Source organism: Vibrio sp. Y29_XK_CS5 (assembly GCF_024181835.1).
Classification (GTDB): Bacteria; Pseudomonadota; Gammaproteobacteria; order Enterobacterales; family Vibrionaceae; genus Vibrio; species Vibrio harveyi.
Map to the genome: position 1 here is coordinate 1,108,101 of NZ_JAMZAM010000001.1, position 14,298 is coordinate 1,122,398.

Annotated in this window: 14 protein-coding genes; 2 read left to right on the forward strand and 12 right to left on the reverse strand. The window is 46.5% G+C overall.

Annotated elements, in window-relative coordinates:
• Nucleotides 1-13: 13 nt before the first annotated feature.
• The 3 genes from NL647_RS04985 to NL647_RS04995 form a co-directional block, all read right to left on the reverse strand.
• A complete protein-coding gene (locus NL647_RS04985; RefSeq protein WP_253649739.1) occupies nt 14-1,696 on the reverse strand; it encodes a SpoIIE family protein phosphatase in 1,683 nt (560 codons plus the stop codon).
• 21 nt (nt 1,697-1,717) lie between these two features.
• Nucleotides 1,718-1,978, reverse strand: a complete 261-nt coding sequence (locus tag NL647_RS04990) for a hypothetical protein (protein WP_005443088.1) — start codon at nt 1,976-1,978, stop codon at nt 1,718-1,720.
• A 254-nt stretch (nt 1,979-2,232) separates the two neighbouring features.
• Nucleotides 2,233-2,847 carry a glutathione S-transferase gene (locus tag NL647_RS04995; protein ID WP_253649740.1) on the reverse strand — a complete coding sequence of 205 codons (615 nt, stop codon included), beginning with the start codon at nt 2,845-2,847 and terminating at the stop codon, nt 2,233-2,235.
• A 284-nt stretch (nt 2,848-3,131) separates the two neighbouring features.
• Here NL647_RS04995 and NL647_RS05000 point away from each other — a divergent pair, with 284 nt between their 5' ends.
• Both NL647_RS05000 and NL647_RS05005 read left to right on the forward strand, forming a co-directional pair.
• Nucleotides 3,132-3,707, forward strand: coding sequence for a TetR/AcrR family transcriptional regulator (locus NL647_RS05000; protein WP_005375904.1), 576 nt, complete (start codon nt 3,132-3,134; stop codon nt 3,705-3,707).
• A gap of 1 nt (nt 3,708) precedes the next feature.
• A complete protein-coding gene (locus NL647_RS05005; RefSeq protein WP_253649741.1) occupies nt 3,709-4,113 on the forward strand; it encodes a PPC domain-containing DNA-binding protein in 405 nt (134 codons plus the stop codon).
• Nucleotides 4,114-4,211: 98 nt separating this feature from the next.
• Here NL647_RS05005 and nirD read toward each other — a convergent pair whose 3' ends face one another.
• The 9 genes from nirD to cobA form a co-directional block, all read right to left on the reverse strand.
• The gene (gene nirD, locus NL647_RS05010) at nt 4,212-4,547 is read right to left on the reverse strand and encodes a nitrite reductase small subunit NirD (protein WP_253649742.1); all 336 of its coding nucleotides are present in this window, start codon (nt 4,545-4,547) and stop codon (nt 4,212-4,214) included.
• On the reverse strand, nt 4,548-7,067 hold the full coding sequence (gene nirB, locus NL647_RS05015; RefSeq protein ID WP_253649743.1) for a nitrite reductase large subunit NirB: 2,520 nt from the start codon (nt 7,065-7,067) through the stop codon (nt 4,548-4,550).
• 10 nt (nt 7,068-7,077) lie between these two features.
• Nucleotides 7,078-7,914, reverse strand: coding sequence for an ABC transporter ATP-binding protein (locus tag NL647_RS05020; protein ID WP_009696301.1), 837 nt, complete (start codon nt 7,912-7,914; stop codon nt 7,078-7,080).
• 11 nt (nt 7,915-7,925) lie between these two features.
• The gene (locus NL647_RS05025; protein ID WP_017818740.1) at nt 7,926-8,891 is read right to left on the reverse strand and encodes an ABC transporter permease; all 966 of its coding nucleotides are present in this window, start codon (nt 8,889-8,891) and stop codon (nt 7,926-7,928) included.
• A 72-nt stretch (nt 8,892-8,963) separates the two neighbouring features.
• A complete protein-coding gene (locus tag NL647_RS05030) occupies nt 8,964-10,328 on the reverse strand; it encodes a CmpA/NrtA family ABC transporter substrate-binding protein (RefSeq protein WP_253649744.1) in 1,365 nt (454 codons plus the stop codon).
• A gap of 265 nt (nt 10,329-10,593) precedes the next feature.
• Complete coding sequence (locus tag NL647_RS05035) at nt 10,594-11,175, reverse strand: ANTAR domain-containing response regulator (RefSeq protein ID WP_017818738.1); 582 nt, start codon at nt 11,173-11,175, stop codon at nt 10,594-10,596.
• Between the two features lie 74 nt (nt 11,176-11,249).
• Complete coding sequence (locus NL647_RS05040) at nt 11,250-12,167, reverse strand: dienelactone hydrolase family protein (RefSeq protein WP_253649745.1); 918 nt, start codon at nt 12,165-12,167, stop codon at nt 11,250-11,252.
• A 258-nt stretch (nt 12,168-12,425) separates the two neighbouring features.
• Entirely contained in the window at nt 12,426-13,379 is a 954-nt protein-coding gene (locus tag NL647_RS05045) for a glycosyl transferase family protein (RefSeq protein ID WP_253649746.1), read from the reverse strand.
• Nucleotides 13,376-14,281: a uroporphyrinogen-III C-methyltransferase gene (cobA, locus tag NL647_RS05050; protein WP_253649747.1), complete on the reverse strand. Its 906-nt coding sequence runs from the start codon at nt 14,279-14,281 to the stop codon at nt 13,376-13,378. Before cobA ends, NL647_RS05045 begins: the two co-directional genes overlap by 4 nt.
• Nucleotides 14,282-14,298: the final 17 nt, after the last annotated feature.

A 14,298-nucleotide genomic window follows, 5' to 3' on the forward strand; every position in this document is an offset into this window, starting at 1 on the left:
ACGGATAAAGTCTTTAAAGGATTATAGACTTTGTCTTTTCGTCGGGAGTTATCACCACCGTAAAGCAATTGCGCTCCCCTTGATGTGATACAGAAAACGCGTTTGTCATTTGGGCTATGAGCATCAAACCTCGCCCTGAAGGCATCCAACTCTCTTCATCGAATAGATTTGGCGTCTCAATTTGCTTTGAGGTGTAACTTTGGAAGGTTTCATCAGAAATGCGATTACCATAATCAAATACGCGCACTTCTATGTTTTGCTGCTCACCTTGTGTTAGTTCGCATTCTAACTCAACCGTTTTTTCGGTTTGTTCTTGATAGGCATGAATGAAAGCATTGTTCATCAACTCAACCACACACAACTCTAGAGTTTGCGCGACATGAGAAGAAACCGAATGTTGTTGAAGGAACCCAACCAATTCGAGACTCGCTTGGCGTGAAACCTCTAAAGACGCTTGATAGGATTTCTGGAATACCGAACTTGTCGACTTAACGGCTTGCGATTGTGCACAGCCCAACCATTGCACTTTCAACAAGCTCACATCATCGTCGATTTCTGGTTTTCCTTGCCAGCTTTGCACTTGCTCCAAAACGGAATTGGTTTGTGCCTTTTCTGGCATCGCTTTACTCCCTTCGATGTTAGCTAGCAGTCGGTCAATGCCGTAAAGCTCCTCGCCTTGCTTGGCTTCCAATAAGCCATCGGAGAAGAACCAAAGTACGTCATTAGGCTTAAGTTGGACACTTCCACCTTGGTACATCATCGGCTCCAATGCCCCGACGATGAAGTTGTTGTCGCCAACAAGTTCCAAGCGGTTTTGTTCCGTCTGTTGCCAAACGAATTTAGGGTGCCCTGCTGTGCAATAATTCAGTTCACCGGTTTCGGTGTTCAACACGGCATATTCGATAGTGAAATAGAGCTTGCTGTTTTGCGTTTGCTGGTAGCGTCGATTAAGCCTTTCAATCACAGCAGCAGGCTCACTGATGCGGTATTCGTTGTCGCTCCAGTCTAACGTTATCGACTCCAATTTGTTACGTTGTGACAAAGTTTGTTGAATCGAGAACGCCATTAACGCCGAAGAAATACCGTGCCCGGAAACATCGAAGACATAAAACGCAACGTGCGATTCATCAAGCTCGACATAGCCCAACATATCCCCACCGATCTTGGCACAAGGGACATAAGTGAAGCTAAATTGTGCCGTGTGAATTTGTTCTTCCACGGGCAACAGTTGCTCCATTAACTCTCCGGCAGAGTCCAAATCCTGCTGAATGGTTTGATACGCTAAATCGAGCTCTTGGTTTTTTGTCGTGAGCGTATTGTGCAGTTCTAAGGTGCGAAAGCCCGCACGGATGCGCGCTTGTAGTTCCTCTACAGATGTCTTCTTGTCGACAAAGTCATCAGCGCCTGCATCCATGCCTTTGATGATGGATTCTTGATCGTTACGGGAAGAGAGAAGCACAAAGAAGATATAACGGGAAAACGCCGACGATTTAAGCTCACGGCAAAGCTCAATACCACTGATGCCCGGCATCATCAAATCACTGAGGACAAACTGAATGTCAGTTCGGTGAGTCAGCACTTCTAACGCAGACTCACCATCTTCAACGGCAATGACCTCGTACCCTTGCTTTTGCAATGCACTGGTCATGTAGAGCAGGACCGTTTTGCTGTCGTCGACCAACAATATGGACTTCATACCTCTCCTTGCCTGTTTGTTCTATTGCAGTACGCTACTCATGGATTGGGCATCTCTGAAACGGCTGTAATCTTCCGCTAAAAGTTGATGTTGATAACGAGTGTAAGACAACGCCTCATTCGAGATGACGATTTGGTTTTCTTTTTCCATCAATTGCCCACGCAGCAACTCGATTTGTTGATGCTGCTGACTATGGTTCTGATACATGGCAACGAGTCCGCACACAGACGCTACGAGCAGCGTACACAACACGCCATTGATGGTTTTACTTCGAACACGCATAACCTCTCCTTGTCGCTTGGTGTCCTTCATTACTTGGTGAAGTCCAATAATGATTGGGACGTCTACAAACTAAGAACTCAAGGTTCCAAAACGCCGTGAGAGCCAATTGATGTTGTTTCATTAACAGAGTTAATTATAGGAGAAAGGTAGAAAAAGAAGAGAAAACCTGAACAAATTGAAGATCTTTGCGCTTAAAACGACAAAAAGCAGCAAGTCTACAAAAGCCTTGCTGCTTAGAAAAATCACGCTATAAGTTAGCCTTGAAACGCTTCACGCACCGATACTTGTTCAAACCAACGTGCAATATTTGGGTAGGTTTCGAACACTTCAATACTCAAACCATTTACGGCAAAACCAACAAAAATGTAGCCGGTAATGTCTACGATGGTGAAGTTGTCCGTGGCGATGTGCTCACTTTCTGACAAGCGTTTGTCGAGAATTGGTAGGAATTCTAATACGCGAGATTTCGACTCGTCACCCCACGCAGCCACACAGTTTTCACGGTCTTGGTAAATTGCTGTGATATTGCGAAACGCCTGAAAAGCCGTGTACAAGCCTTGGAATTCGACAACGCGATGCCACATTTCCACCTGAGTACGTTCAAGCTGGTTAGCACCAAACAGCGCCAGATCATTTTCAAACGCTTCATCTAGGTAGCGACAAATCGCCACGCTTTCACAGATCGTCGTGCCGTCATCCAATTCCAGCAGAGGCACTTTGCCGTTCACGCTTTTCGATTTAAACGGTTCAGATAGGTTATCGCCCTCACGAACGTTCAGCGCAATTCGCTCAACCTCGCCACCGATTTCCTTTAGAAAAATGCTAACTCGCTTACAACTTGGAGTCATTGCGGTTTCATAGAGCTTCATTTCACATCCTTTTATCTTTTTCTAACCGATTGGTTAGGATATACTGTAGCCAGTTTATAAACGATCAGTCAAGAACTTCACTATCAAAAATTTTCAAACAGTTGTGGGTCTGTTTGCTGAGCGAGATTTTTGATGCCGTTTGTGAGTTCACATGAATTTGGAGGCTGATACCCAAGAATAGATGGGTATTCATCATATTGGTTCAGTTCGAACGCTAGAGGTTCTCTGTACCATCCCTCCAAAGCAATTTAATTACCCGATAAGCAGACCCAGGCAGGTAATTTATGGCAAGAAAAGCCAACTTCGACCGAGATGAAAAGCTTCTCGTGGCTATGGATGTGTTTTGGCGCAAGGGCTTTGCGAACACGTCGATCTCGGATCTCACCGACGAGTTAAACATCAACCGCTTCAGTCTTTACAACACCTATGGTGACAAGCAACAGCTCTACTACGAAGCGCTCGATACTTACTTAAAAAAGGTCTCGCTACCGTCACTGAATGATTTGGAAAAAGACGATGCGTCTTTACCTGAGTTGGAATCGTTCCTTAAATCTTTTGCTGAGCTGCAACGCAAACGCAACTGTGGGTGTTTTATCCAAAATGCGTTGATTGAGCACGCTGGTGAAGACGATGATGTACTGCGTAAAGGGCATTTTTTGTTTGACCATCTTATCGACATCATTGCGGATGCGCTGACCAATGCACAAAAAGAAACCTTAGTGCCGAAAACGCTGAAACCAGAAGAGCTTGCTCGTTTTGTTCTCAACAACATGCAAGGCATGCGCGTGCTTGGCAAAGCCAAACGTTATGCCGACTTGGATACCGCGCTTTCCTGCTTACTGGTTTTGATTAGGAAATAACATGTCGATTGAAGTGATAGCAGTACGCCTTACCAAAGGCATGGACTTAAAGCTGAGCCTAGCGAAATTGGTCGAGCAGCATGGTATCAAAGCAGGCTCGATTGCTTCATGCGTTGGCTGTATCTCTCACCTCAACCTTCGTTTGGCAGGTGCAGAGAGTACGTTAACCAAACAAGAGCCATTTGAAATCGTCTCTGTGATGGGAACTCTAACGCCTGAACATCAACACGTTCATATCTCGGTGTCTGATCGTGAAGGACGAGTTTGGGGTGGGCATTTAATGGAAGGCACGGTTATAGATACCACCGCGGAATTGATCATCCATTCTTACTCAGAACTTGAGTTCACTAGAGCGATGGACGACTCGACTGGCTATACCGAACTTCAAGTGAATCCTTCCAAATAGTAAAAAGCTCCAGAGCCATACTGTGCTGTCTCTGGAGCTTTATTCGCTTGTCTCTTACGCTAAGAATTTACTCATATCGAGCAAGCTAATTTCGAGGATCATTCTTCGGCTAAATAACAAACCTGATTATCGTCGATCGTTACTTGCCACTTTTTTAGACCGTGCGCATCGTCTTCCAAACATTGCCCACTCTTTAAACTGAAGTGCTGTTTATACAGTGGTGATGCAACACACATCTCACCATCAATATCACCGACAATCCCTCGACTCATCACATAAGCCTTACCAATTGGATCCCAATCTTGAACGGCGTAAACACCGCTATCAGGAATGTAGAACAACGCGACATGCTCGCCTTCAATCAACACCGTGGCACCGATGAACGGCATTAAGTCATCAAGCTGGCACAATTTCACTTTGGTTAAAGCTGCCATTTACACCTCCTGTTTCACTGGAATACGCTGACCGCGCACACGTTGGTACGGCAAGACTTTGCTGCCCGACGTGCTGTTCAAAAAAGGACGGAACCGTTGCAATTTTTGAGGATTATCCAGCGTACTCTTCCACTCACATTGATAGGTATCTACGACTCGTGCCATTTGTTCATCCAAAGAATCACATAGATTCAGAGAGTCATCCAAAATCACTTGTTTAAGGTAATCTAGGCCCCCTTCCATGTTCTCCATCCACACAGACGTGCGCTGCAAGCGATCTGCGGTGCTGACGTAGAACATCAATACTCGGTCGATCATGGTGATCAACTCTGATTTGGATAAGTCGGATGCAAACAAATCTGCGTGTCTTGGTCTCATACCGCCATTACCGCAAACATATAGATTCCAGCCGTTTTCAGTGGCGATCACCCCAATGTCTTTACTTTGCGCTTCTGCACACTCGCGAGTACAGCCCGATACGGCAAACTTAAGCTTATGGGGCGCTCGCAATCCTTTGTAGCGGTTCTCTAACTCAATGGCTAATCCGACCGAGTCATCAACACCATAACGACACCACGTAGAACCGACGCAAGATTTCACGGTGCGCACCGATTTGCCGTAGGCGTGCCCTGTTTCAAAACCAGCATCAATCAAGGTTTGCCAGATTTCAGGAAGCTGTTCTAACTGCGCGCCAAATAAATCCACGCGCTGACCGCCAGTGATTTTGGTGTATAGATCGTATTGCTGAGCAACTTCGCCTAGCACGATAAGTTTGTCTGGTGTGATTTCGCCGCCTGGCACACGAGGTACAATTGAGTAAGAACCATCTTTTTGCAGGTTCGCCATAAAAGCATCGTTAGAATCTTGCAGAGATTGATGCTGAGGCTCCATGATGTGCTCATTCCACAAAGAAGCGAACACAGATGCCGCTGTCGGCTTACAAATATCACACCCATGCCCTTTGCCATGCAGTGCAATTAAGGTATCGAAGTCTTTGATCTGTTCCACTTGGCAAATATGGAACATCTCTTGGCGACTTAACTCAAAGTGCTCACAAAGGTGGTTGTTGACCTCTACCCCCATAGCTGCCAGTTGAGTATCCAATACAGACTTCACCATATTGCTACAGCCACCACAGCCAGTACCGGCTTTGGTGCTGGCTTTAAGGTCTGTCAGGTTGGTAGTGCCGGCTTGAATCTCGGCAACTAAGTCGCCTTTTGTGACGTTGTGACAAGAGCAGATGATGGCGCTGTCTGGCATCTCTCCGTCCAGCATTCCAGTATCAAACAGCAGGTTCGCTGCGTGGTCTGGCAAGACAGTTTTGTTCAAATAACACTGTAAGAGCGCATCGTAGTCACTGTTGTCACCAACGAGAATCGCACCAAGCAATTGAGTGCCACTCGCATCAACCACCAGCTTTTTGTAGATGCCTGCGACCGCATCTTGCAAGACCATTTCTTGAGCGCCTTCGGTTTGCATTTGTGCATCGCCGATAGACGCCACATCCACCCCAAGCAGCTTGAGTTTGGTGCTCATGTCTGCACCTTTAAAACCTTCGCTTGGCATCCCAGTCAAGACATCGGCAGTGGTTCTCGCCATCGTGTAACCGGGTGCGACTAAACCAAAGATCTTCTGCTCCCAAAGGGCACATTCGCCAATCGCGTATATGTTCTCATCGCTGGTTTGGCATTGGTTATTAATCACAATGCCGCCTCGCTCACCGACTTCTAGCTCGGCCAATCTTGCCAACTCATCTTGAGGGCGAATGCCTGCGGAAAAGACAATCACATCCACTTCGAGAGGATCTTTGTCTTTAAACACCATGCGATGCTTAGCCGTTTCACCATCGCAGATTCGTTCCGTACCCGTTGAGGTGTGAACGGTTAGCCCTAGTGCTTCAATCTTCTCTTTTAGCACTAAGCCAGCACCATCATCTAACTGCACGGGCATGAGGCGAGGTGCAAACTCAATGACGTGAGTTTCTAGCCCCAATAGTTTGAGTGCGTTTGCCGCTTCTAAACCCAATAAGCCACCACCAATTACTGCGCCCGCTCTTGCACCTTCACATGCCTTCTTGATTTTTGAAAGGTCATCAAGCGTGCGGTAGACAAACACGTTGTCGCGGTCTTTACCTTCAATTGGCGGCACAAATGGGTACGAGCCGGTCGCGAGCACGAGTTGGTCGTAACCCAGCACATCTTCACCATCAAGCAGAATGCGCTTTTGCTCTCTGTCGATGCCTGTTACTTGGCTGCCAAGTACGAGTTGGATGCCATGCATGTCGTACCATTCTTGGTTACTCAGCATCAAATCATCATGAGACTTACCCGCAAATAAAGAAGATAGTTGTACACGGTCATACGCGATAAAGCGCTCTGCACCAATCACGGTAATTCGGTGCTTCAAATGCGCGTTTTTCTGCACTAATTGCTCGACAAGGTGTTGCCCGACCATACCGTTACCTACCACAACGATGTGGCTCAATGCGTTCTTTACTGGAATCGTTAAAGGACTATTCATCGCTGCCTCCTTATGCCGTTTGCGCTGCGGTTTTGGGTTGGTCTTCTTTCGAAGCAGGAATCTCGACTTTGGATTGCTTCTCGTAAAGAAACTTCAACACGGCTTGTCGACACTTCTGATACTGCGCATCATCAGCCAGTGCGACACGCTCACGAGGGCGAGGCAGATTCACTTCTAACACTTCACCAATAGTTGCCGCCGGTCCGTTAGTCATCATCACGATTTTGTCGGAGAGCAGCACCGCTTCATCCACGTCGTGGGTAATCATGATGACAGTGTTGTTTAGCTCGGCTTGAATCTTCATCAGTGCATCCTGCAAATGTGCACGTGTTAACGCATCCAACGCACCAAATGGTTCATCCATCAGCAAAACCTTTGGTTGAAGTGCCAATGCTCTCGCAATGCCGACTCGCTGCTTCATACCGCCCGAGATTTCATCCGGCTTTTTGTGCGCGGCATGCTGCATTTGAATCAACTCCAAGTAGTGATTCACTTGTTCCTGAATCCACGCTTTGCCCTTTTTGCCGGCAATTTGTTTTACTGCGAGCTCAACGTTTTGATACACGGTTAACCAAGGCAATAATGAATGGTTTTGGAACACCACTGCGCGGTCTGGTCCCGGTCCTGCCACCTCTCGTCCATCAACGATCACACCACCATCTGTTGGCATGTGTAGCCCTGCGACTAAGTTCAATACCGTTGATTTACCGCAGCCAGAGTGACCAATTAGGGATACAAACTCGCCCTTATTGATTTGTAAATCGACGTTTTTAAGCGCGATGAACTCGCCATCTGGCGTTGGGAATCGCATCCCTAAACGCGTTAGATCTAATAATGCTTTTTCCATGATCTTTTCCCTTATCTCAACGCTTGTTGTTTATTCCAAGACAGCCACTTTTGAAGTTGCAGCATGCCTCTATCGAGCATCAAACCGATAAAACCAATAGTGATGACTGCCACCATGATGCGACCCAATGATGCCGAGCTGCCGTTCTGGAACTCATCCCAAACGAACTTGCCCAACCCTGGGTTCTGAGCGAGCATTTCTGCCGCAATCAATACCATCCAAGCGATACCTAAAGAGAGACGTAAACCTGTGAAGATCATTGGAATGGCAGAAGGTAAAACGATGGTACGAATGTGCTGCCACCACGAAAGTTGAAGCACTTTGCTCACGTTGATTAAGTCTTTATCAACGCTCGTTACACCCACAGCGGTATTAATCAGCGTCGGCCATAAGCTACATAGCGCTACTGTGATCAGAGAGTTAATGAACGACTTAGCAAACATCGGGTCATCACTCACATAAGTGGCACTTACAACCATGGTAACGATGGGTAGCCAAGCTAAAGGTGATACTGGCTTGAGCAGTTGAATGATTGGGTTGAACGCTTGATACAGCCCTTGATTAAGACCAAGCACGATGCCAAGCGGAATCGCGATAACCGTCGCCAACAAAAAGCCTGCAGTCACAGTCACTAAGCTTGTTATGATTTGATCGAAGAACGTCGGTTTACCAGTGTAAGGACGAATCTTTACTTCGGCGTCTGGATTTTCGGCTAACTTTGCAGCATTGCGCTTTTCCTGACGCTCGATAAACGCTTGTTCCTTTTCTCGCTCTTGCCAATGGTCATCGACAAGGTTGCTGAACTGCTGAAAAGTTTGCACAGGTCCCGGTAGCGTACCTAATGAAGTTTGCACTTCTCTCGCTGCTAAGTGCCACATTGCCAAAAAGATCAGCAAGCCAATGACTGGCAAAAGCACCAACCGACTTCGGTTCACTACCTGCTTAGCAGGAAAAAGGGAAATGACATTACTAGACATACTCACTCCTAAGAAATTTACATCCTTGTTGCCACAAGCGAATCCCCTCGCCTGTGGCGTTTATCGTTATGGTTAAACCTTGTCTTTTCCTTTAAGCCCGATAGAGAACTTCTCTAGATATTTATTTGGCTCACGACCGTCATAAACGATATTGTCGATAAAGTGTGTTTGTGGCGCACGAAAACCATCTTCAGCACTGAAATCTGGGAAGTCTTTTTTGCTCAACACACCATCTTCAATTAGCGCTTGAGCCGCTTGTTGGTAAATGTCCGGACGGTAAACCTCTTTTGCGACATCCATGTACCAATCATCGGATTTCTCGCTTGAGATTTGTCCCCAGCGGCGCATTTGGGTCAGATACCAAATCGCATCGCTGTAATACGGATACGTGGCGTTATGACGGAAAAACACGTTGAAGTCTGGCACGTCTCGTTTGTCGCCTTTCTCGTATTCAAATGTGCCCGTCATCGAGTTGTCGATAACTTCGGCATCGGCTCCGACGTATTCGCTTTTTGATAGCATCTTCACTGCTTCTTGGCGGTTGGCATTGTCGTTTTCATCCAACCAATGTGCCGCTCGAATCAAGGCTTTCACTACACGAATGTGCGTGTTTGGATACTTCTCAGCCCAAGCTTTGGAAACACCAAACACTTTCTCTGGGTTGTTCTTCCAGATCTCGTAATCGGTCACGACTGGCGTACCAATACCTTTAAATACGGCTTGCTGGTTCCATGGTTCGCCTACGCAGTACCCTTTGATCGTGCCCGCTTCCATTGTGGCTGGCATTTGTGGTGGCGGTGTAACACTCAATAGAACGTCAGCATCCAACTGGCCACTGTTATCGCCTGAATCTGGTGCGTAAAAACCTGGATGAATCCCGCCTGCCGCTAACCAGTAACGCAACTCATAGTTGTGCGTCGATACAGGAAACACCATGCCCATGTTGAACGGTTTACCCTTATCCAGATAGCTGTCGACCACAGGTTTTAAGGCATCCGCTTTGATTGGGTGAACTGGTTTACCATCTGGTTGTTTTGGAATGTATTGCTTCATCTGTTCCCAAGTATCATTGGAAACCGTGATTGCGTTGCCGTTCAAATCCATACTGAACGCGGTAATCACTTCTGCTTTTGTGCCGACACCAATCGTTGCGCCCAATGGCTGACCAGCAAGCATGTGCGCGCCAGCAAGCTCACCGTCGATGACTCGGTCTAATAGCACCTTCCAGTTTGCTTGTGCTTCTAAAGTGACGTACAAGCCTTCGTCTTCAAAAAAGCCTTTCTCATAAGCAACCGCCAGCGGTGCCATATCGGTTAACTTAATAAAACCAAACTTCAGGTCTTCAATTTCTGGCTCACCCAACTCTGCCTTCACGCTGACCGTGGTGAATACTGATAACGAAATTGCTGACACTTTCAGCATCGAACTCCATTTCATTGGTTTGCTCCCATAAAAAAAGCGCCACTACTCCGAAGAGCAGTAGCGCCGTTGCTAAGTCTACAATTACCGCCGTTGATAATTGAGATAAGCGATTCAACAATAAACCTAACTCTACTAATCCAATTACTGTGCCAACTTATTTTTTACTTTAAATACAACCAATTAGTTTATTCTACCGTTTGTTATTCCCTGTTATTGCTTGCTGATAGTGCAACACGCACCACGTTAGAAAACGCACTCTAACCCCAAAGTGGTAGAACGACTAATCCAACACTTCCAAAGTAGTTATCAAATTCTTGGCAACTTGTGCGAGCGTTTGGCTCGATTGCATGGCTGAATTTCTTAGCGCTTTATAAGCCTGTTCTTCATCAACGTTGTGCATCTTCATCAGCAGACCTTTGGCTTTTTCCACCAGCTTGCGCTCTTCAATCTTATTGGTCAGTAATTCAATTTCCGATTGCATACTTTCGAATTTCGCTCTCACTAATGTCGCATGTTCAATCCAAGGCTGAAGCGCAAACTCACTATCGTGCGGCATGAGCACATAGTCCATTTTTTCTGATAAACGATTGATATCATTGGATGATAATTGCTTTAAGACGATAAGAAGTGGTGCCGATTTTCTGCGGCAGAAATCGACGATCAAACGCAGTTCTGCGGTTGGTTGCTGCCATCCAACCACAACGCTTGCTGACGGTTCTCGTTGCACTAACGTTTCTAGTTGTGCCAATTGGCAACCGATGATGTCGTCGTAATCTTTGCTCAATAAGCTCGATAATCGAGCCTGCTCTTGGAGGCTATCACTGCATACTATGATGGGTGTTTTTGACGTTGATTGAGTCATGCACATTCCTTGTTTATATCTCACTCACTAAGAGAGACATAACAAGGACTGTGCCAACTAAACTTGAAGCGTTATTAACTGGAAACGAGATGTTGTTGGAAGAATCCTAGTGTGCGTTCCCAAGCGAGCGCCGCTTCTTCTGGCGCATAGCGGGCTGTTGAGTCGTTATGGAAACCGTGATTGACGTTCTCATACATTAGCGCTTGATACTGTGCGTCGGTTGCAATCAATTGCTGTTCATAAGCAGGCCATGTGTCGTTAACACGCTTATCGAGCCCTGCAAAGTGAATCATCAACGGTCCTTTGACTTGCTTTTGGATCTCTTGCGCCGCGGGTGTTCCATAGAAAGGCACACCTGCATCCAACTCTTCTGGCATTACTGCTGCAAGCATATTGACGATGTATCCACCGAAGCAGAACCCGACCGCCCCCAACCTACCGTTCCCATCCTCGTGCTGTTTGAGGAAATTAGCTGCGGCAATAAAGTCTTGTTCAATCTTGGCTCTGTCCATCTCTTTCTGCATAGCGCGACCCTCATCATCATTCCCCGGGTAGCCACCAAGTGGGTATAGCGCATCTGGAGCAAAAGCAATAAAACCGTCTTTTGCAAGTCGCCTAGCCACGTCTTTGATATAAGGGTTCAGACCTCGGTTTTCATGAATCACCAATACGGTCGGCGATTTCAGGGTCTTCTTCTGTGGCATCACCAAATAACCACGCCCTTCTCCATGCCCGTTTGGAGATGGAAAGGTTTCGTAAGTTGCTTTGATGTCAGGATCGTTAAATGAAACTTGTTCCGCAAGCGCGTAATTAGGAGTTAGCGCATCAACAAGTGCTGTCATGCTAAAACCCAGCACTGCGAGCCCACCGAGTCGATTGAGGAACTCGCGGCGTGAGATCTTTCCGTGTGCGTATTCATCGTACCAATCGAAGGCTTCTTGCGGGATAGGATGAGAAGCCTTTTTAGTGGGAGTGGTATGCTTTAGAACCATTATCCATGTCCTCTGTGTCTTACCATATGGGAATTTCTAATTCTCAAAAGCGAAGCAAAGAATGAGCGCAATTGAGGTCAAAACTGCAGTTTCACCTCTCTGATACGGAGCAAGGTGGTGAAACACATCACTGGTGAGCTAGGATCTTTAACCTTCTTCAAACAATAGATAATGGATTCAGATTCAACAACTTTGCGTTGTTTGTTTTGAGTGGATTTGTCTAAAACCAATACTTTGGTTTAGCCAGTCAACTCAAAATTACTCGTAATGACAGTACGTCTGCCAATAACTAAAGGCACGTTCAAAGGCTTTTTCTCGATCATGCATTTGTGCAAACAAGACCACTGTCATGGTAGCGAGAACCGTATTCGCCATTTGGTTCATGTCATCTTCTGACGTCCCAAACGGGCAGTTCGCAGGCATTGGCACCTCAGACAGCATTTGCTCCGTCCAGTAATGCGATGTCACGCCGCTTGTTTGGCTTAACCATACGGTTTGACTTACTTTCGGGTTGTATTCTGACTCACCCGATTGTCCTTTGAATGACACAACGGCATGAGCGGTTTGACCAATCTCGTATTCGACTTCAGCATGAAGTTGTTGGAATCCAGGATGGAAGCTACCACGAATACCAACCGTCGCCTGCCCCGGATTCAATGCTCGAACCACGGTATTAATCGGCGTTCTAAGCCCATAACGATTCTTCCAACCGATCATGGTTTCTGCTTGAGCCGCAAACGCACTCAGCGGCAGATACACAATGTTTTGTGTTTCTAACACACGCTTTGCGTCTTCTGCTGATTCCGCTTTCGTAATAGCAAACTTATCGAGGTAATCTTCGGCGTGTAAACGACCAGATTGACGATCGTGATAGCCATGCATCAAAACTTTATGACCATTATCGGCAAGGATCTTCGCTGCCAACAGATGCCAAGGTTGACCTGCCGCTTCACGTTTACCTGCATAACATGGCCAGTCGATGTCTGCACCAATAGCTGGCATGCGGGATTGGAATGCTTTCACAAAGCCAGCGATTTCTTGTTGAGTCTCATTCTGTACGCGGATCAGCATCAATAACATCGCCATCTGATCATCATCGCACTCACCGTTTAGGTATTCATCCATAACTCGAAACGCTTGGTCAAAGCTCAGTGGTTTTCTACCACGTTCGCCACGACCGACTGTTCTTATACATTCCAAAATGCTGCTCATATTCCCTCGTATTCCGTCACTGACTGTACGGTTTCTATTAGTTGTTCGCGCAGTTTGACAACTTCTCCCATCACAATCAATGCTGGGCTCACGCCTTTAAGTGTAATCGATAAATCATTGAGCTGATTGAGTTGGGTAACGTATACTTGTTGCTGTGGACTACAACCATGAGTGATGATCGCGACAGGGAAATCTTCTCTCAAACCAGAGCCTATTAAACCCGTTTGTATTTGCGATGACTTTTCTAACCCCATATAGAAGACTAACGTTTGTCCGCTTTGCATCAGTTGGCTCCACGCCTCAAATGCGCCTGTTACCACTTGCCCTGTCACAAAGGTAACGCTGCGAGCAACGCCACGATGAGTCAGCGGAATCAAGCTGTTTGCTGAACATCCAATCGCAGCAGTAATACCGGGGATGACTTCGTAAGCGATTGAGTGTTTGACGAGTGCTAACGCCTCTTCGCCTCCACGGCCAAATACGAAAGGATCTCCCCCTTTTAAGCGTACAACTCGCTTTCCTTGCTGAGCGAGCAATACCATCAAATCACAGATTTCTTCCTGACCAATACTTGGTTGTCCGCATCGTTTGCCCACGTAAATCCAATCGGCTTGTGGCGAAGCCAACTCCAAAATATCTTTGTTAACCAAACGGTCGTACAACAGAACCTCTGCCGACATAATCGCTTTCACAGCCTTCACGGTTAACAAGTCAGGATCGTGCGGCCCTGCTCCAACAATCGACACAAAACCTTTTTGGTTCGCATCTAGAGTTGCGTTGTTATTTTCTAAAAGTTGGTTCAGTTTGCTTGCTTGATCATGCTTAGAAAAGCGAGACGAGCGTTCTTGTTTCTGACTCGCTTGTCCTTTCTTAAACCAAGACTTTTGATAAGGCGCTTCCATGTGCTTATCCTCTTTGT

Coding starts and splice junctions, on each gene's coding strand:
- NL647_RS04990 (WP_005443088.1), bottom strand. CDS start 1,978: ATGCGTGTTCGAAGTAAAACCATCAATGGCGTGTTGTGTACGCTGCTC.
- NL647_RS05020 (WP_009696301.1), bottom strand. CDS start 7,914: ATGGAAAAAGCATTATTAGATCTAACGCGTTTAGGGATGCGATTCCCA.
- nirB (WP_253649743.1), bottom strand. CDS start 7,067: ATGAATAGTCCTTTAACGATTCCAGTAAAGAACGCATTGAGCCACATC.
- NL647_RS05040 (WP_253649745.1), bottom strand. CDS start 12,167: ATGGTTCTAAAGCATACCACTCCCACTAAAAAGGCTTCTCATCCTATC.
- NL647_RS05035 (WP_017818738.1), bottom strand. CDS start 11,175: ATGACTCAATCAACGTCAAAAACACCCATCATAGTATGCAGTGATAGC.
- NL647_RS04995 (WP_253649740.1), bottom strand. CDS start 2,847: ATGAAGCTCTATGAAACCGCAATGACTCCAAGTTGTAAGCGAGTTAGC.
- NL647_RS05005 (WP_253649741.1), top strand. CDS start 3,709: ATGTCGATTGAAGTGATAGCAGTACGCCTTACCAAAGGCATGGACTTA.
- nirD (WP_253649742.1), bottom strand. CDS start 4,547: ATGGCAGCTTTAACCAAAGTGAAATTGTGCCAGCTTGATGACTTAATG.
- NL647_RS04985 (WP_253649739.1), bottom strand. CDS start 1,696: ATGAAGTCCATATTGTTGGTCGACGACAGCAAAACGGTCCTGCTCTAC.
- cobA (WP_253649747.1), bottom strand. CDS start 14,281: ATGGAAGCGCCTTATCAAAAGTCTTGGTTTAAGAAAGGACAAGCGAGT.
- NL647_RS05030 (WP_253649744.1), bottom strand. CDS start 10,328: ATGAAATGGAGTTCGATGCTGAAAGTGTCAGCAATTTCGTTATCAGTA.
- NL647_RS05045 (WP_253649746.1), bottom strand. CDS start 13,379: ATGAGCAGCATTTTGGAATGTATAAGAACAGTCGGTCGTGGCGAACGT.
- NL647_RS05000 (WP_005375904.1), top strand. CDS start 3,132: ATGGCAAGAAAAGCCAACTTCGACCGAGATGAAAAGCTTCTCGTGGCT.
- NL647_RS05025 (WP_017818740.1), bottom strand. CDS start 8,891: ATGTCTAGTAATGTCATTTCCCTTTTTCCTGCTAAGCAGGTAGTGAAC.